The organism is Stenotrophomonas bentonitica (assembly GCF_013185915.1).
GTDB lineage: Bacteria > Pseudomonadota > Gammaproteobacteria > Xanthomonadales > Xanthomonadaceae > Stenotrophomonas > Stenotrophomonas bentonitica.
The window spans coordinates 1-14,696 of record NZ_JAAZUH010000004.1; the positions used below are offsets into that span (position 1 = coordinate 1).

Below are 14,696 nucleotides of genomic sequence, written 5' to 3' on the forward strand. Positions count from 1 at the left end.
CGTCCGCCACTCGCCACCCAGAGAGCAAGCTCTCCTGTGCTGCCGTTCGACTTGCATGTGTTAGGCCTACCGCCAGCGTTCACTCTGAGCCAGGATCAAACTCTTCACTTAAAAACGCATAGTCCGAGGACTAAAAATTTAAAGCTGCAGATGCTTGACCGCTGGCAACGTTTCGCTTGCTTTAAAACAATTGATATGTTGCTTGATCAAACGTCTGCAAGATGGACATACATCCTTCCTGCAGGCGCCTTCACAAGATACCTGCGCATACTGTCAAAGAACTTTGGAGTCGGCCTCAGCGCCTTCCTCCGTGTGCCCCGACGTTTCCGTCGTTGCGAGCCGCCCATTATAGCCGGCAAATCCGCTTCGTCAACACCTTTTTTCAAGGCCGTTTCGCCGTAGCGAACCGTTGTTGCCGATGCTGCTTCGTCGTTGCGACCCGGAGGCCTTTTCGTCGAAGCGAGCCGCCTATTATGTCAGGCTTTTCGTTTCCGTCAACACCTTCTTTCGAAGCTTGTTGCCGCCGCTTCGGCTTGGTGTTCACCGGGGTGAAGACCGCGTCGCAGCGAGGGAGCGAATACTAAAGACTTCTGGAAATTCGTCAACCCTTTTTTGATGCTTTCTTCGGATGGAGTGCGTGGGACACGCGTGGCGTGTCGCTACGTTGTTGCGGCATGCGTCATTCGTGCGTGCGTGTTTTGGCAGGAACGCAAAGCGCGCAGCAAGCGCGTTGCGCTTGCTGCGCAGGACTGCCAACAATGCAGTTCTTGTGTGCTCAGGGAAGCAGCGTGATGTCCGGTGGTGCAAAGCGTTCGTTGTGGCGTGATCTCTCGTTGCCTTCTGTAGTGGCTGGCTTCATTACGGTGCTGGTGGGCTTCGCCAGTTCGGCGGTGATCGTGTTCCAGGCTGCACAGGCGGTCGGCGCGACACAGGCGCAGATTGCGTCGTGGATGTGGGCGTTGGGCCTGGGCATGGGCGTGACCTGCATTGGGCTCTCGCTGCGCTATCGCGTGCCCGTGGTCACGGCGTGGTCCACGCCGGGCGCTGCAATGCTGGTAGTGGGTGCAGGCGCTGCGGGCTACAGCGACGCCATCGGTGCGTTCGTGCTGGCTGCGGTGCTGGGGATGCTCGCTGGCTTCTCTGGCGTGTTCGCCAAGGTGATGCGGCGCGTGCCGATGGCGCTGGCCGCCGGCATGCTGGCCGGTGTGCTGCTGCGCTTCGGGCTGGATGTGTTCGTGTCGATGGGCACGCAGCTGGGGATGGCCCTGGCGATGTTCGCCACCTGGCTGCTCGGGCGCCGCCTGTTCGCGCGCTATGCGGTGATTGCCACGTTGCTGGTAGGTGTGGCGGTGGCCGCCGCGCAGGGTCTTCTCCATATAGAGGCGCTCCGGGTCGAACTGGCGGTGCCGGTGTTCACCTGGCCCACGCTGTCCTGGCAGGCGGTGTTCGGCATCGCCCTGCCCCTGTTCGTGGTCACCATGGCCTCGCAGAACATTCCGGGGGTGGCGGTGATCCGGGCGTCCGGCTATGCCACGCCGATCTCACCGGTGATCGGCTGGATCGGGGTGGTCAACACGGTGCTGGCCCCCTTCGGCGCCTATGGGCTCAACCTGGCGGCGATCACGGCGGCGATCTGCATGGGTCGCGAGGCGCATGAGGACCCCGCGCGGCGTTACACCGCAGCGGTGGCTGCGGGTGCCTTCTATCTGCTGGTGGGCTTGTTCGGGGCGACCGTGGCGGCGGTATTCGCTGCGTTCCCGAAGGAACTGGTGGCCTGCGTGGCCGGCATTGCCCTGTTCGGCACCATCGCCAACAGCCTGGCGACCGCCCTGCGCGAGGAAGCCGACCGCGAGGCGGCACTGGTGACCTTCCTGGTGACCGCCTCGGGGTTGTCGCTGGCCGGGATCGGCTCGGCCTTCTGGGGGCTGGTGGCCGGGGGGATCTGCCTGGTGGTGTTGCGGGTGCGGTCGGTGATGTGAGGGGTGGGCTTCGGACGGGGGTGCGTTGAGCCGGCCGGCGGCCGGCACTACCGGGCCACGGCCATACGGGCCGCGTTTCAGAGCGGTTGGACGTTGAACGTTTGCTTGAGGATGTGGCGGGCGCCTGGGGCGAGGGTCACCACGTCTGGGCCGGCGTTGGCGGCTTCCAGGCAGACGTAGTTCTTCCAGCCGGGGCCGACGTCGGCCATGCCGGCTGCGCCCTTCTCGCCCGGGTTCCAGGCCACGAGTGACCGGCTGCCCTGGGTGGTGATCTCGATGCGGCGCTTGAGGCCCGGGTCCTTCAGGACGTAGCGGCCACCGGCCTGGGTATAGATGCGGTCGCTGCGGCCGGGATCGCGTGGGTCGTTGAGCGACCAGTCGCCCTTCTGGACACGCGGGGTGGCGTAGTCCTCGAACTTGTCCAGGTAGCTCAGGCCGTCCAGGCCGGACACGCTGACCTGCAGGGCGTCACTGACCTTGAAGTAGTTGTGCAGCGCCTGGGTGAAGGTGACCGGGGTGGAACCGGTGTTCTCGGTGATCAGCTGCTGTTCCAGGGTGCGGCCGATGCGCAGCTGCATGGTCAGGCGCAGGTCGAGGTTGTCCAGGGTGGGCGGGGCCAGGCTCAGCACCACGGTGCCGTCTGCCTCGCGACGCGCGTCCTTTAGGGTCCACGGCACGTTGCGCACGAACCCATGCGAAGGCACGTCCTTGCCCTGTCCCTGGCGGCCGAAGTACGGCCAGCACACCGGGCTGCCACCGCGGATCGGGGTCGGCAGCGCCTGCGCGGTGGGCGACAGCCACAGCAGGTCCTGGCCCCCCTTGGGAATGAACGACAGCAACTGGCCGCCGAACACCGAGATCGCGGCGCTGGCCAGCGGGGTTTCCACCTTCCAGGCCGGGAAGCCCTGCAGGTCGATCAGGCTCAGCCCCTCCAGCTTCGGCAGGGCGGCGCTGGGCGCGGCCGGCGACTGCACGTAGGCGGCGTGGTTGGGCGGCAGGGTGAACACGGTGCTGTCGGGCATGGCAGTGGTTGGCTTGGGCAAAGGGGGCGCGGTGCGCAGGGTGGTGAGGATGCGTTGGCCGGCACGGCCGTCGGGAGTGGGCCAGCCGAGCTGCTGCTGTTCCAGCTGGATGGCGCGCCGGGTGGCGGTGCCGACCATCCCGTCGGCGGCGCCGATGTCATGGCCGCGCGCGAGCAGCAGGGTCTGCAGCTCGCGCCGCTCGGTGCGGCCCAGGCCGGGGTCGTCGGTCGGCCAGGCCGCGACGATGCCGGGCCCGCCACGCAGGCGGTCGGCCAGGGTGGCGATGGCCAGCGCGTAGCTTTCGGCGGCGTTGTAGGCGTAGATCGCGTCGTAGTTGCGGAACACCAGCCAGGCCGGGCCCTTGGCCCCGGTGGGCAGCAGCAGGGCAGCATTGGCGTCGCCCGGCAGGCCCTCGGGGGCCAGTGCGCCACCGCCGATCGGGGTGATGCCCATGCCGCGCCAGTCGGCCAGCGGCTTGCGCTGGGTGCGTCCGGCCAGCTTGGCGTTGAAGTCCGGCGGCAGCTTGACCTCGATCCCCCATGGCTGGCCGGTGCGCCAGCCGGCCTGCTTCAAATAGTTGGCGGTGGACGCCAGCGCGTCGGGAATGCTGGCGACCAGGTCGCGGCGGCCATCGCCGTCGCCGTCCACCGCGATGCGGGCATAGGTGGACGGCATGAACTGGGTATGGCCGAACGCGCCGGCCCACGAGCCGGTGAGCCCGTCGGCGCTGAGATCGCCGGCATCCAGCAGTTTGAGCAGGGCCAGCAGCTCGCCGCGGAAGAACGGCTGGCGGCGGCCGTTGCAGGACAGCGTGGCCAGCGACTGCAGCAGCGGGCGCTTGCCGAATACGCGACCGTAGTCGCTCTCCACGCCCCACACCGCGACGATGGTGGCCGGATCGACGCCGTACTGCGCAGAGACGCTCGCAAGCAGGTCGCGGTGCTGGGCCAGCTGCGCGCGGCCGTCATCGACGCGCTGGGTGTCGACCAGTGCGGCCAGGTAGTCCCACAGCGGGGTGGTGAACTCCGGCTGCGCGTCCAGCAGCGGCAACACGCTCAGGTCCGGGGTGAGGCCGGCGGTGAGGCGGGTGAAGCCGGCGGTGCTGACCCCCTGCTTGAGCGCCTGCGGCTGCAGCGCGGCCAGGCAGCGGTCGAAGTCGTGCTGCGGCGCGGCCGCGAGCGGGGCGCTGGCCAGGCACAACACGCCGAACAGACCGACGGGGCTGAATCTCATTGGCGTGAATCCGTGCAGCCAAGTAGAACCGCATCATAGCGGCAAGCGATGCGGTTCAGGCCCGTTGCAGCAGACGCAGCCCGAATGCCGGTGATGCCGCATCCCACCGGGTGCGCACGCGCAGGCCGGCTTCTGCGACCAGCGCGGCGAATGATGCGTCGGTGTACTTGTGGCTGTATTCCACGGTCATCGCTTCGCCTTCGGCGAAATCGAAGCTGCGCCCGGCCACGCTCACGCGCTGGCTGCGGGTGCTGACCAGTTCGGTTTCGATGCGCAGGCGCGGCACGCTGTAGCGGGCACGATGCTGGAAGCCGGCCAGGTCGAAGTCGCTGCCGATCTCGCGGTTGAGCCGCTGCAGCAGGTTGAGGGTGAACGCGGCGGTGACCCCGGCGGCGTCGTTGTAGGCGGCCTCGATCAGGGCCGGGTCTTTGTGCAGGTCGATGCCGATCAGGGCCAGGCCGTTCGGGCCCATGGTCTGGCGCATGGCGTCGAGCAGCGCGACCGCGTCGTCGTGGGCGAAGTTGCCGAGCGTGGAGCCGGGGAAGAACAGCAACCGCCGCGCGGGTTCGTTCTGCGGCTCGGGCAGTTCCACCGGACGGGTGAAGTCGGCGCAGACCGGCAGCATTTCGATATCCGGCAGCGCTTCGGCCAGCCGCGCCACGCTGTCGAGCAGGGCCGCGCGCGAGATCTCGATCGGGGTGTAGGCGACCGGGTCGACCAGCGCATGCAGCAGGTGTTCGGTCTTGCGTCCGCTGCCGCTGCCCAGTTCGACCACGTGCACGCGCGGCCCGACCGCGCGGGCGATCTCGCCGGACACGTCTTGCAGCAGCTGCAGTTCGGTGCGGGTGGGGTAGTACTCGGGCTGGCGGGTGATCTGCTCGAACAACGCAGAGCCGCGCGCGTCGTAGAAATACTTGGACGGCAGCTGGCGTGGCTGCAGCGACAGGCCGTGCAGGATGTCGGCGGTGATCCGCGCGCGATCCGGTTGCAGGTCGGTCAACGCGTCGAGGGCATCACTGACAGTGCTCATGCGGCGTCCTTGGCCAGGCGCAGGCCGGCAAACTGCCAGCGCGCCGACGGTGCGAAGAAATTGCGGTAACTGGGGCGGACATGGTCGGCGGGCGTGGCGCAGCTGCCACCGCGCAGCACCCACTGCCCGCACATGAACTTGCCGTTGTACTCGCCGAGGTTGCCTTCGAAGGTGCGGAAGCCGGGATAGGCGCCATACGCGCTGCTGGTCCATTCCCAGACATCGCCGAACAGCTGCTGGTGGCGACCGGCAGGGCCTTCGTGGGCAGGTGCGGACGGGTGCAGGCGGTCATCGTCGGCGAAGTTGCCGGCGGTGCCCTGCCCTGCGGCGGCGGCTTCCCATTCGAACTCGGTGGGCAGGCGCGCACCGGCCCAACGGGCGTAGGCGTCGGCTTCGAAGTAGCTCAGGTGGCAGACCGGCGCATCCGGATCGATCGCGCGCCAGCCGGCCAAGGTGAACTCGCGGGCCAGTGCGTCGTCCCAGTACAGCGGGTGCTGCCAGTGCTCCTGCTGGCACAGGCTCCAGCCTTCGCTCATCCAGAAGCCGGGCTCGCGGTATCCACCGGCTTCGACGAAGCGGCGGAACTCGGCGTTGCTGACCGGGCGCTGCGCCAGTGCATGTGCCGGCACCAGCACGCGGTGCACCGGCGATTCGTTGTCGTAGGCAAATGCGGCGTTGGCCGGCCATGCCGGCGCGCCGATCTCGATGATCTGCTCGGGGCTGTGGATCCATTCCAGCGGCGCAGCGACGCCGGGCCGGCTGACCAGATCGTCGCGGTAGGCCGGCTGCAGCGGGTTGCACCACAGCGCGTGCTTGATGTCGGTGAGCAGCAGCTCCTGGTGCTGCTGTTCGTGGTGCAGGCCCAGTTCCAGTTGCCGCAGTGCCTGCGGGTCGAGCGCGTCGGCCTGCAGCAGTTCGATCACACGCTGGTCGACACGGCTGCGGAACTGCAGCACTTCCTCCAGCGAGGGCCGCGACAGCAGGCCACGCTGCGGCCGCGCATGCGCCGGGCCGATGCTCTGGTAGTAGCTGTTGAACAGGTAGTGCCAGTCGGCGTTGAACGGGGCGTGGTCCGGCTGGGTGCCGAGCACGAAGCGTTCGAAGAACCAGGTGGTGTGGGCCAGGTGCCACTTGGTGGGACTGGCGTCGGGCATGCTCTGCACCATCGCGTCTTCGGCGCTGAGCGGGGCGGCCAGGGCGACGCTGCGGGCGCGCACACTGGCGTAGCGGACGGCCAGCGCGTCGGAGACGCGGGTGGCAGGCGAAGACGGGGCAGCGACAGCGTTCATCCATCCGAGGATCGGCGAGCCCGGGTGAGCACGGTGTCACGGCACGGGGTCTGCCGTATGACCGGTTCACATTGAATGGGGGCTCAGGGAAAGGCGTCGAGGTAGAACCAGCGCCCGTCCAGGCGCACGAAGCGGCTGTGTTCCTGCATTTTGACCGCACTGCCGCCGCCGATCCGGTAGCGCGCGGTGAACCGGACCTGGGCGTGGTCGGGGTCGCCCTTGCTGTGCTCGTGCACGGTCAGCCCCAGCCAGCGCGTGCGCTGCCCGGCGGGCTCGTCCAGCGACAGGGTTTCGGGACGGGTGTCGGGGTGCCAGCTGGCCAGCAGGTACTCGGGCAACTGCTTCACGTAGGCGCTGTAACGCGAGCGCATCAACGCCTCGGCGTCGGGCGCCGCCTCGCCGGCATGGAAACGGCCGCAGCAGGCGGCGTAGGGGTGCGGAAGGCCGCAGGGGCACGGATCGGAAGGGCTCATGCGGGCATTGTCGCCCGAGCGGGCGTATGCTGGCGCGCTTTCCGCCGTGATGTACTGCCGTGTTCGAGCTGGTACCCCCTGAGTTGTTGTGGTTGGTGGCGATTGCCTTCATTGCCGGTCTGGTCGATGCCGCCGTGGGTGGCGGCGGCCTGGTGCAGTTGCCGGGGCTGTTCACGGTGCTGCCGCAGCAGACGCCGGCCATGCTGTTTGGTACCAACAAGTTCAGTTCGATGTTCGGCACCGCCGCGGCGGCATTCCGTTACGCGCGCAATGTGCGCTTCCCGTGGCGGCCGGTGCTGTTCGCAGCGGGCACGGCATTCGTGTTCTCTTTCGCCGGGGCCACCGCGGTCAGCCTGCTGCCCAAGGACGCGGTGCGGCCGCTGGTGCTGGTGCTGCTGGTGGCGATGCTCGGCTACACGCTGTGGAAGAAGGACTTCGGTGCGCTGCACCGGCCGCGCGAGATCGGCCGCAGGGAACTGACCATCGCGCTGGCGATCGGTGCAGTGATCGGCTTCTACGACGGCTTCTTCGGGCCCGGCACCGGCAGCTTCCTGATCTTCCTGTTCGTGCGCTTCTTCGGGCTGGACTTCCTGCGCGCCTCGGCGGCGTCGAAGGTGGTAAACCTGGCCACCAACGTGGCCGCGATCTCGTTCTTCGTGCCCACCGGCAACATCCTGTGGCTGTTCGCGATCCCGATGGCCGCGGCCAACATCACCGGTTCGGTGGTCGGCACGCGGTTGGCGCTGCGCGGCGGTACGCCGTTCATCCGCAAACTGTTCGTCGGCCTGGTCGTGGTGCTGATCGCACGGATGGCCTGGGATACGTTCGCGGGATGAGCGGCCCGGCGCGGGTCAGGCCTCGGCTTCTTCGGCCTGGCGGGTCCGCTCCGGCAGCTTGAGCCGCTTGCCCTCTTCGTCGTACTCGATCAGCAGCACGCCGGAGTCGTGGCGGCCGCTGATCTCGACGAAGCAGGCGCCGCCAATGAACGGTTCGAGCGTCATCACCGACTTCAACGGCGTGGCGACGACCATCTGGAAACCGAAGTTCTCGAAGATGTTCATGGCCAGCGCGGTGAACTCGTTGTCGGCCTTGTCGAAGGCTTCGTCGAGCACCACGGCCGCGTAGCTGGGCAGCTGGCTGTCGGCCCCGCCCAGCTGGTAACGCAGCGCCGCGGCCAGGCAGGTGGTGGCCAGCTTCTGGCGCTGGCCGCCCGACTTGCCGGCACCGCTGCGGTAGATTTCGACCTGCTGGCGGGTGGCGGCGTCCAGTTCGACACCGATGAACTCGACATGCAGGCGCACGTCCAGCACGTTCTCGCGCCAGCGCTTGTCTTCGCCTTCCTGTGAGCCGAGCCGCTTGACCAGCTCGCGCAGGACCGCGAACTGCGATTCGGCCACGTCGCGCTCTTCGGTCTGGTGGTGCGACAGCACCTCGCGCAGCTGCTGGTGGAATTCCAGCACTTCCGGCAGGCGCCGATCGCTGAGTTCGATGGTCAGCAAGGTGCCGCGGTTGAACGGCACCTGCTCCAGCGAGGCGTTGACCTCGTCCAGGCGCTGGCCGATCGACTTGCGCGCTTCGGCGCTGTGCCGCTGCAGGGCCAGCAGGTTGTTCTTGCTCTGGTTCTGCAGCAGGTCGAAGAAGCGTTCTTCGTGCTGCGGCAGGCCATCGCGCTCAAGCCGCTGCAGGCGGGCGAGGAAATCGTCGGCCGAGGCCACCGAGGCGGTGAAATCGCCGGACTCTTCCGGCCAGGCCTGGGCGAAGCGACGGAAACAGGCGACCAGCTGGGTCTCGACGCCGTGCACTTCGTGCTGCGACGAGGCCAGGCTTTCGTTGATGCCCTTGCTGATCTCGCGCATGTGCGCTTCCAGCGTCTCCAGGCCGAGCGTGCCATAGGCGTCCAGGCGCTTCTGCAGCCCGGCCTCCTGGGTCGGGCCCAGCGCCGGCAGCACCAGGGCGCGGCTGTGCTGGCGCCGCGACTCGAGCTTGTCGCGTTCGCGGGTGAGTTCGCGCAGTTCCAGCCGGGTGTCTTCGTAGGTGCGGCGCGCCTGTTCGATGTCGGCGCGGTTGCGGTCGATCTGTGCGGCCAGGCGGGCCAGGTCGGCGTTGCCTTCCTTGAGGTCGCGCAGGGACGATTCGATGTCCTGCAGGCGCTGGGTCGCGGTGGCGACGTCGACCTCTTCCCAGCCGACGTTGACCAGCTGGTTGCAGGCCAGCCGGCGGTCGTTGTCGAGATCACGCTGGCCACGCAGGCGCGCGACGTCCTGGTCGCAGTCGGCGATGCGCTGCGCCAGTTCCTGCGCTTCCCGACGGAACAGCGCGAGCTTCTCCGCGTTGTTGAAGCCCAGCAGCCAGCGGCGGCGGTCGCCGATGGCGTTGCGGTCGTCCTTCTCGAAGCGGTCGCCGGGATGCTTGACCTGCCCTTCTCGCGAGATGCCGCGTTCGACATCGCGCAGCTGCTTGGCGTCCACGCACTCATAGTCATAGCGCTTGCCGAGTTCGCGGCGCAGCCACGGCTCGAACACGCTGTCGCGCAGCTCCAGCTTGTGCAGCAGCGAACGCGCGGACGGCTGGCGCGCCATGGCGTCGTCATTGCGGCGCACGCGATAGTAGGTGAGACGCATGCCGAGGTGGCTGCGGTTCACCCATGCGTTGACCTCGTTGTAATGCTTGTCTTCGACCAGCAGCGACTGCGCGAACCCGAACAGCACGCGCTCGATCGCACCCTGCCACGCGGCATCGTCCTGGCGCACCTGGATCAGCTCGCCGACGAACGGCAGCGCCGCTTCGGGTACGCCGGTCTCTTCGGAAATACGGCTGCGCAGCTTCTGCAGCGGCGCGGGGATGCTGGACGGGTTGCGCTCCATCGCGTCCATTTCGCTGCGGACTTCGGCAAAGCGACGGGTATCGTCCTGCTTGCCGGCCTGGCGCTCGGCGATGGCGTCGTCCAGCGCGGCTGCGGCCTGCTGGCGGTTGTCGAGCTCGGCCTGGGCGCGCCCGATCAGGTGGGCGAAGCCATGGGCGTCGTCGGGCAGCGCTTCCTGCAGCCGTTCGGCGGCCTTGCCGACCTGGGCGCGCTTGGCCTGGCGACGCTCGTGTTCGGACTGCGCGCGGCCCTGCTCGCGCTCCAGCTCCTCGATGCGCTCGCCGCCCTGCTGGCGCCGCTGCAGTTCCAGCTCGGCCAGGTGCTCTTCGTGGTTGGCCAGGGCCTGGCGGCGCTGGGTCTCTTCCCCGAGCAGGCCACGGTGGCGGACGTCGATTTCCTGCAGGCGGGTTTCCAGCAGCTTCTGCAGGCGCGATTCGCGGAAGCTGTCCAGGCCGAGCTTCAGGGTCTCCTCGTCGGCGCGGCGCAGGTTCATCGCCTTCAGTTCGGCGTGCAGCGCGCGCGCCGGCAGCAGGGTTTCCACCTGCTGGCGCGCGGTGACCACCGACTTGTGCGCGCCGTCCAGTTCGGCGAAGTCGCTGACCAGGCGCTCGGACGCGTCGAAGGTGCGGGGCGTGTCGAGCATGAAGTCGCGCAGGAAGACGTTGAGGTCGCCCAGGTTCTTGGCCGACTGCGTCTTGTGCAGCAGGCGCAGCGCCATTTCATTGTCGATGCCGAGAAGGTGGCGGAAGCGCTCCGCATAGCCGGTGAAGCTGTCGAAATGATGCACGTCGCCCAGGCGCTGCTTGAGCTTGCGCAGGTCCAGGTCGAAGCCGCCGAGGTCCTTGGCGATGTCGAACGGCCGCTCGGCGATCAGGTAGTGCTTGCGCACGTCGGCGGCGGCGGCACCGTTGCCGGCGATCCAGAACAGGCGCACCAGGCTGACCACGCGGCCATCGCCGGCGCGGTACTCCAGCACCAGTGCGGTCCAGGTGGCGCCCTTGCGCAGGTACTGCGTGGCGATTTCGCCGGTGCCACGATCCTGCTGATCCGCCCACGCACCACGCACGTAGGACACGAGGTTGCGGTCGCGACCACTGCGTTCGGCTTCACGCGCGGCGGCGTTGAAGTCGACGATGGACGGCGGCACCAGCATGGCCGACATGGCATCGAGCAGGGTCGACTTGCCCGAGCCGGAGCGGCCCACGAACAGGAAGCCGCGCTCGGCGATCGGCACTTCGGTCAGGCCGTTGAACGTGCCCCAGTTGTGGACCTGCAGGCGGCGCATGCGGAACTGCGCCAGCCGCGGATCGGGCAGGCCTTCGGTGAACAGGGCGGGCGTGTGCTTGGAGATGGCCATGCGTAGGGGGTCGTTCCGTTCAGGCGTTGGCGGCCGGGGTCTCGCGCAGCTGTCGGTACACCGACGACAGCGCGGACACGTCTTCGGCGGAGAACAGCAGCTTCAAGGCCGGCGACACTTCGTGCCGGTCTTCCTGGCCGGCCAGCCGGGTCAGGATGTGGTTCTCTTTCATTTTCTGCACCGCCGAGGCGACGCGGCGGTTGAAGCCGGCGCGGTCGGTGGACAGGTTCTTCTCGTAGATGGCCAGCGCTTCGGCCATCTCGGTGTCGGCCACCACCGCGCGGTTGCCGCGCGCATCGGCTTCGGCCAGCTGCTGGCGCAGGTACAGCAGCAGCACCGAGTCGATGAAGGTCAGCGGCGAACTGCGCAGCAGCACCGGCGCTTCGATGTCTTCGGTGTCGGCCTGGCGGGTGAACGCCACGCCGCTGTCGCGGTCCAGCACCAGCTCCAGGAACAGGTCCGAAAGCGCCGAGCGGATCGCCGGCTCGTTGCGGATCAGCGCCGGCCACAGCTTGGCGTGGCGCAGCTGGTCGATGCTGGGACCGATCAGCAGCTGGCACAGCGCGCGCCGCCCGTCGAGCGGCAGGCGGCCGGTGTCGCCCATGTAGAACACGTCGCTGTTGCGCTTCGGCAGCGGGGTGACCACCACCGGTTCGGCGTCGTACTCGTCGCCTGCGCCGTCTACCGGTGCAGCGCCATTGGATTCTTCATGCCAGTTCATGGCGTTTCTCCTGGGTGAACCACACCAGCGGGATGCGGGCGCGTCGCCATTGCCCGTCGTTGCCGCGCCAGTGGGCAAGTTCCTGTTCGCCGTCGACGATGACGCCATGGCGGGTGCCCAGCGACAGGTAACCGATGACGCTGCCCAGGCCCTGCGGCGCGTCGCGCTGCGAGAGTGCCTGGGCGATGCTCAGTTTCGGCTGGATGGCCAGCAGCTCGTGCAGGTCGCGGCGCAGGGTGCGGAAGTCGATTTCCGACGACGCCACGAGATCGCCGACGCTTTCCAGGCTGATGCTGGCCGCGTCGTTGCGCAGCACGCTGCCGTCGACATGCGCGCTGCGCGGGTCGTGCAGCTTCCACTGCGACCAGGAGCGCAGGCGGCTGGTGGTGAGCTGCAGGTCGCGGCCGATCGGCCGCTGGGCGCTGAAGTCGTCGCGCAGGGCCAGCGCTTCGGACTGGGCCTGCTTGAGCAGCTGGTTGAGCCGGCGCTGCTCCAGGTAACCGCGGCTCTGCACGAAGCCGCGCAGGCTGCGCGCGAAGTGCTGCAGCACGTCGTGGACCTGGCCGCCACGGTCGAGCATGGTGCCGGTGAAGCCGCGCAGGAATGCGCGTTCGTTGCGGTCCAGGCGACGGGCGAAGCCGCGCGCCAGCACGGTTTCCAGCGCGGCGTCGAGCTGCGCGCTCTGTTCGGCGTCGTTGAGCAGCCGCCAGAATGCCTGGAAGCTGCGCCCGGCGTCGCTGTCGCCGATCACGTCGACGCCTTCGAACAGCCGCGAGAGCACGTCTCCGCGCTCGCTCTCGTCGTCGATGATGCGTTCGCGGAACTCGCGGTTGAGGCGCTCGAAGTCGTCGCGGACGCGGCGGAAGTCTTCGGTGAGATCGTCGGCCAGGCCGATGATCTGGCGGGCGCGTTCCAGCGCGCGCTTGCCGTCCAAGGTGGTGACCCGGCCGGCGCCGACCCGTGCGATTTCGGCGTCGATGCGGTCGCGTTCGTCGCGCAGCGCCGACAGCCGTGCGTCCGGGTCGGACTCGGTCTGCGCAGCCAGCTGCGAGAGCTGTTCGATCACCAGCGCCAGCCGGCTTTCGGTGGCGGCGACGCGGCTCTGCTCCAGGCTGTCGGCGAAGCGGATCGCCTGCAGGGCCTGGGTGGAGAGCTCGTACTGTTCCTGGTCGGCGCCGTCGGGCAGGCGCCGCTCCAGCCAGCCCTGCGCCAGCCAATGGGCCATGTAGGCCTGGGCGGTACGCGGCAGCTCGCGCGACAGTTCTTCGCCGTTGAGCTGGTCCAGCGCCCGCTGCAGGCGTTCGTGCAGCACCGCCGAGGCCAGCGTGCGCTCGCCGTCCATCAACAGGCTCTGCAGCAGGCCGATGATTTCCGGGGCGTTGGCCGCCGCCAGCAGCTTCCACTGGGGCTGCTCGCGCAGGGTGCGGTAGCGTGTAATCCGTTCGCGGTGCTTCATGTAGTGGGGGCGATCAGCGCTTGCCGCCCACTTCGATGAAACGCAGGAATTCGGCGCGGGTACGCGCGTCCTCGCGGAAGCTGCCGAGCATCTTGGAGGTGACCATGCTGACGCCACGCTTGTGGATGCCGCGGGTGGTCATGCATTCATGCGCACCTTCCACCACCACGCCCACACCGATCGGCTGCAGCACGTCCTGGATGCACTGGGCGATCTGCGCGGTCATCTTTTCCTGGACCTGGAAGCGGCGCGCATAGGCTTCGACCACGCGGGCCAGCTTGCTGATGCCCACCACCTTGCCGGCCGGCAGGTAGCCGACGTGCACGCGGCCGATGATCGGCGCCATGTGGTGTTCGCAGTGGCTTTCGTACTCGATGTCGCGCAGCACGATCAGTTCGTCGTAGCCGGCCACTTCCTCGAAGGTGCGCTCCATGTAGGCGCGCGGGTCGTCGCGGTAGCCGCTGAACCAGTCGCCATACGCTTCGGCCACGCGCCGCGGGGTGTCCAGCAGGCCTTCACGGGTGGGGTCTTCACCGGCCCAGCGCAGCAGGGTGCGCACGGCCGTTTCGGCTTCGGCCTGGGTTACGGGGGTCGCGTCGTTGTCTTTCTGGCTCATGGAATACAGCACCCGAAGGGGGCGAGCATCGTACCCGACGGAGCCCTTGGCCGTCCCCCGCTCCGTTGGGCTGGGGTTCGGCCAGGGGTATTGATAGGATCGTAATTAGTAGTATCCTATCTATCTGCCATGAAACGCTCACTCGACGAACGCACCCAGCTGCAGATGCAGCTCAGCTCCGGCCTGCTCCACTCAGGGCGGCAATGGCAGCGCCTGGCCGACCAGGCCCTGGGCAGCTACGGCATCTCCGCCGCCTGCACCATGCCGCTGCTGATGATCGGCCGCGCCGGCGGCGGTATCCGCCAGGTCACCCTGGCCCAGCAGCTGGGCATGGAAGGCCCCTCGCTGGTCCGCCTGCTGGACAAGCTGTCGGCCAGCGAGCTGGTCCGCCGCGAGAGCGACGCCAGCGACCGCCGCGCCAACCTGCTGTGGCTGACCGACAAGGGCGAGGCCCTGGTCAGCGAACTGGAGCAGCAGCTGATCGGCCTGCGCCAGGACGTGTTCGGCGAGCTCAGCACCGAGGAACTGCGCACGGTGCTGAAGCTGTGGAAGCTGCTGGCCGATGCCTCCGACCGCGTGACGTAAGCCCTGCCCTGCCGTGTTTTCCCGGTGTCGCCCGGCGACGCCGTGGCGTTCCCCTTTCCGCTCCCCTGCGAA

11 protein-coding genes and 1 rRNA gene are annotated in these 14,696 nt (G+C 68.1%); 3 read left to right on the top strand and 9 right to left on the bottom strand.

Features of this window, described 5'->3' with window-relative positions:
• Window positions 1-111 (bottom strand): 16S ribosomal RNA (locus tag HGB51_RS17860); the annotation flags it as partial.
• Window positions 112-791: 680 nt separating this feature from the next.
• Here HGB51_RS17860 and HGB51_RS17865 point away from each other — a divergent pair.
• A complete protein-coding gene (locus tag HGB51_RS17865) occupies window positions 792-1,979 on the top strand; it encodes a benzoate/H(+) symporter BenE family transporter (RefSeq protein ID WP_070208320.1) in 1,188 nt (395 codons plus the stop codon).
• Window positions 1,980-2,056: 77 nt separating this feature from the next.
• Here HGB51_RS17865 and HGB51_RS17870 read toward each other — a convergent pair whose 3' ends face one another.
• From HGB51_RS17870 to HGB51_RS17885, 4 genes are all read right to left on the bottom strand, one after another.
• Window positions 2,057-4,234: a lytic murein transglycosylase gene (locus HGB51_RS17870; protein WP_070208319.1), complete on the bottom strand. Its 2,178-nt coding sequence runs from the start codon at window positions 4,232-4,234 to the stop codon at window positions 2,057-2,059.
• A gap of 55 nt (window positions 4,235-4,289) precedes the next feature.
• Entirely contained in the window at window positions 4,290-5,264 is a 975-nt protein-coding gene (gene egtD / locus HGB51_RS17875; RefSeq protein ID WP_070208318.1) for an L-histidine N(alpha)-methyltransferase, read from the bottom strand.
• Window positions 5,261-6,553: an ergothioneine biosynthesis protein EgtB gene (gene egtB, locus HGB51_RS17880; RefSeq protein WP_070208317.1), complete on the bottom strand. Its 1,293-nt coding sequence runs from the start codon at window positions 6,551-6,553 to the stop codon at window positions 5,261-5,263. Before egtB ends, egtD begins: the two co-directional genes overlap by 4 nt.
• Before the next feature lie 83 nt (window positions 6,554-6,636).
• A complete protein-coding gene (locus HGB51_RS17885) occupies window positions 6,637-7,026 on the bottom strand; it encodes a YchJ family metal-binding protein (protein WP_070208316.1) in 390 nt (129 codons plus the stop codon).
• Window positions 7,027-7,085: 59 nt separating this feature from the next.
• Between HGB51_RS17885 and HGB51_RS17890 the strand changes: the two genes are divergently transcribed.
• The gene (locus tag HGB51_RS17890) at window positions 7,086-7,862 is read left to right on the top strand and encodes a sulfite exporter TauE/SafE family protein (protein ID WP_070208315.1); all 777 of its coding nucleotides are present in this window, start codon (window positions 7,086-7,088) and stop codon (window positions 7,860-7,862) included.
• A gap of 15 nt (window positions 7,863-7,877) precedes the next feature.
• On the opposite strand, the gene HGB51_RS17895 is transcribed toward HGB51_RS17890, so the two are convergent.
• The 4 genes from HGB51_RS17895 to folE are packed head-to-tail and all read right to left on the bottom strand — an operon-like array spanning window position 7,878 to window position 14,039.
• Window positions 7,878-11,246 (bottom strand): ATP-binding protein, encoded by a 3,369-nt coding sequence (locus HGB51_RS17895; protein WP_070208314.1) that lies wholly within the window; start codon window positions 11,244-11,246, stop codon window positions 7,878-7,880.
• A 19-nt stretch (window positions 11,247-11,265) separates the two neighbouring features.
• Window positions 11,266-11,967 (bottom strand): DUF4194 domain-containing protein, encoded by a 702-nt coding sequence (locus tag HGB51_RS17900; protein ID WP_070208313.1) that lies wholly within the window; start codon window positions 11,965-11,967, stop codon window positions 11,266-11,268.
• Window positions 11,954-13,423: a DUF3375 domain-containing protein gene (locus HGB51_RS17905; protein WP_070208312.1), complete on the bottom strand. Its 1,470-nt coding sequence runs from the start codon at window positions 13,421-13,423 to the stop codon at window positions 11,954-11,956. Before HGB51_RS17905 ends, HGB51_RS17900 begins: the two co-directional genes overlap by 14 nt.
• 13 nt (window positions 13,424-13,436) lie before the next feature.
• Window positions 13,437-14,039: a GTP cyclohydrolase I FolE gene (gene folE / locus HGB51_RS17910; RefSeq protein WP_070208311.1), complete on the bottom strand. Its 603-nt coding sequence runs from the start codon at window positions 14,037-14,039 to the stop codon at window positions 13,437-13,439.
• Window positions 14,040-14,168: 129 nt separating this feature from the next.
• Between folE and HGB51_RS17915 the strand changes: the two genes are divergently transcribed.
• Window positions 14,169-14,624, top strand: a complete 456-nt coding sequence (locus HGB51_RS17915; RefSeq protein WP_070208310.1) for a MarR family winged helix-turn-helix transcriptional regulator — start codon at window positions 14,169-14,171, stop codon at window positions 14,622-14,624.
• Window positions 14,625-14,696 lie beyond the last annotated feature (72 nt).

Coding starts and splice junctions, on each gene's coding strand:
- HGB51_RS17870 (WP_070208319.1), bottom strand. CDS start 4,234: ATGAGATTCAGCCCCGTCGGTCTGTTCGGCGTGTTGTGCCTGGCCAGC.
- HGB51_RS17905 (WP_070208312.1), bottom strand. CDS start 13,423: ATGAAGCACCGCGAACGGATTACACGCTACCGCACCCTGCGCGAGCAG.
- HGB51_RS17885 (WP_070208316.1), bottom strand. CDS start 7,026: ATGAGCCCTTCCGATCCGTGCCCCTGCGGCCTTCCGCACCCCTACGCC.
- HGB51_RS17865 (WP_070208320.1), top strand. CDS start 792: ATGTCCGGTGGTGCAAAGCGTTCGTTGTGGCGTGATCTCTCGTTGCCT.
- HGB51_RS17900 (WP_070208313.1), bottom strand. CDS start 11,967: ATGAACTGGCATGAAGAATCCAATGGCGCTGCACCGGTAGACGGCGCA.
- egtB (WP_070208317.1), bottom strand. CDS start 6,553: ATGAACGCTGTCGCTGCCCCGTCTTCGCCTGCCACCCGCGTCTCCGAC.
- egtD (WP_070208318.1), bottom strand. CDS start 5,264: ATGAGCACTGTCAGTGATGCCCTCGACGCGTTGACCGACCTGCAACCG.
- HGB51_RS17915 (WP_070208310.1), top strand. CDS start 14,169: ATGAAACGCTCACTCGACGAACGCACCCAGCTGCAGATGCAGCTCAGC.
- HGB51_RS17895 (WP_070208314.1), bottom strand. CDS start 11,246: ATGGCCATCTCCAAGCACACGCCCGCCCTGTTCACCGAAGGCCTGCCC.
- folE (WP_070208311.1), bottom strand. CDS start 14,039: ATGAGCCAGAAAGACAACGACGCGACCCCCGTAACCCAGGCCGAAGCC.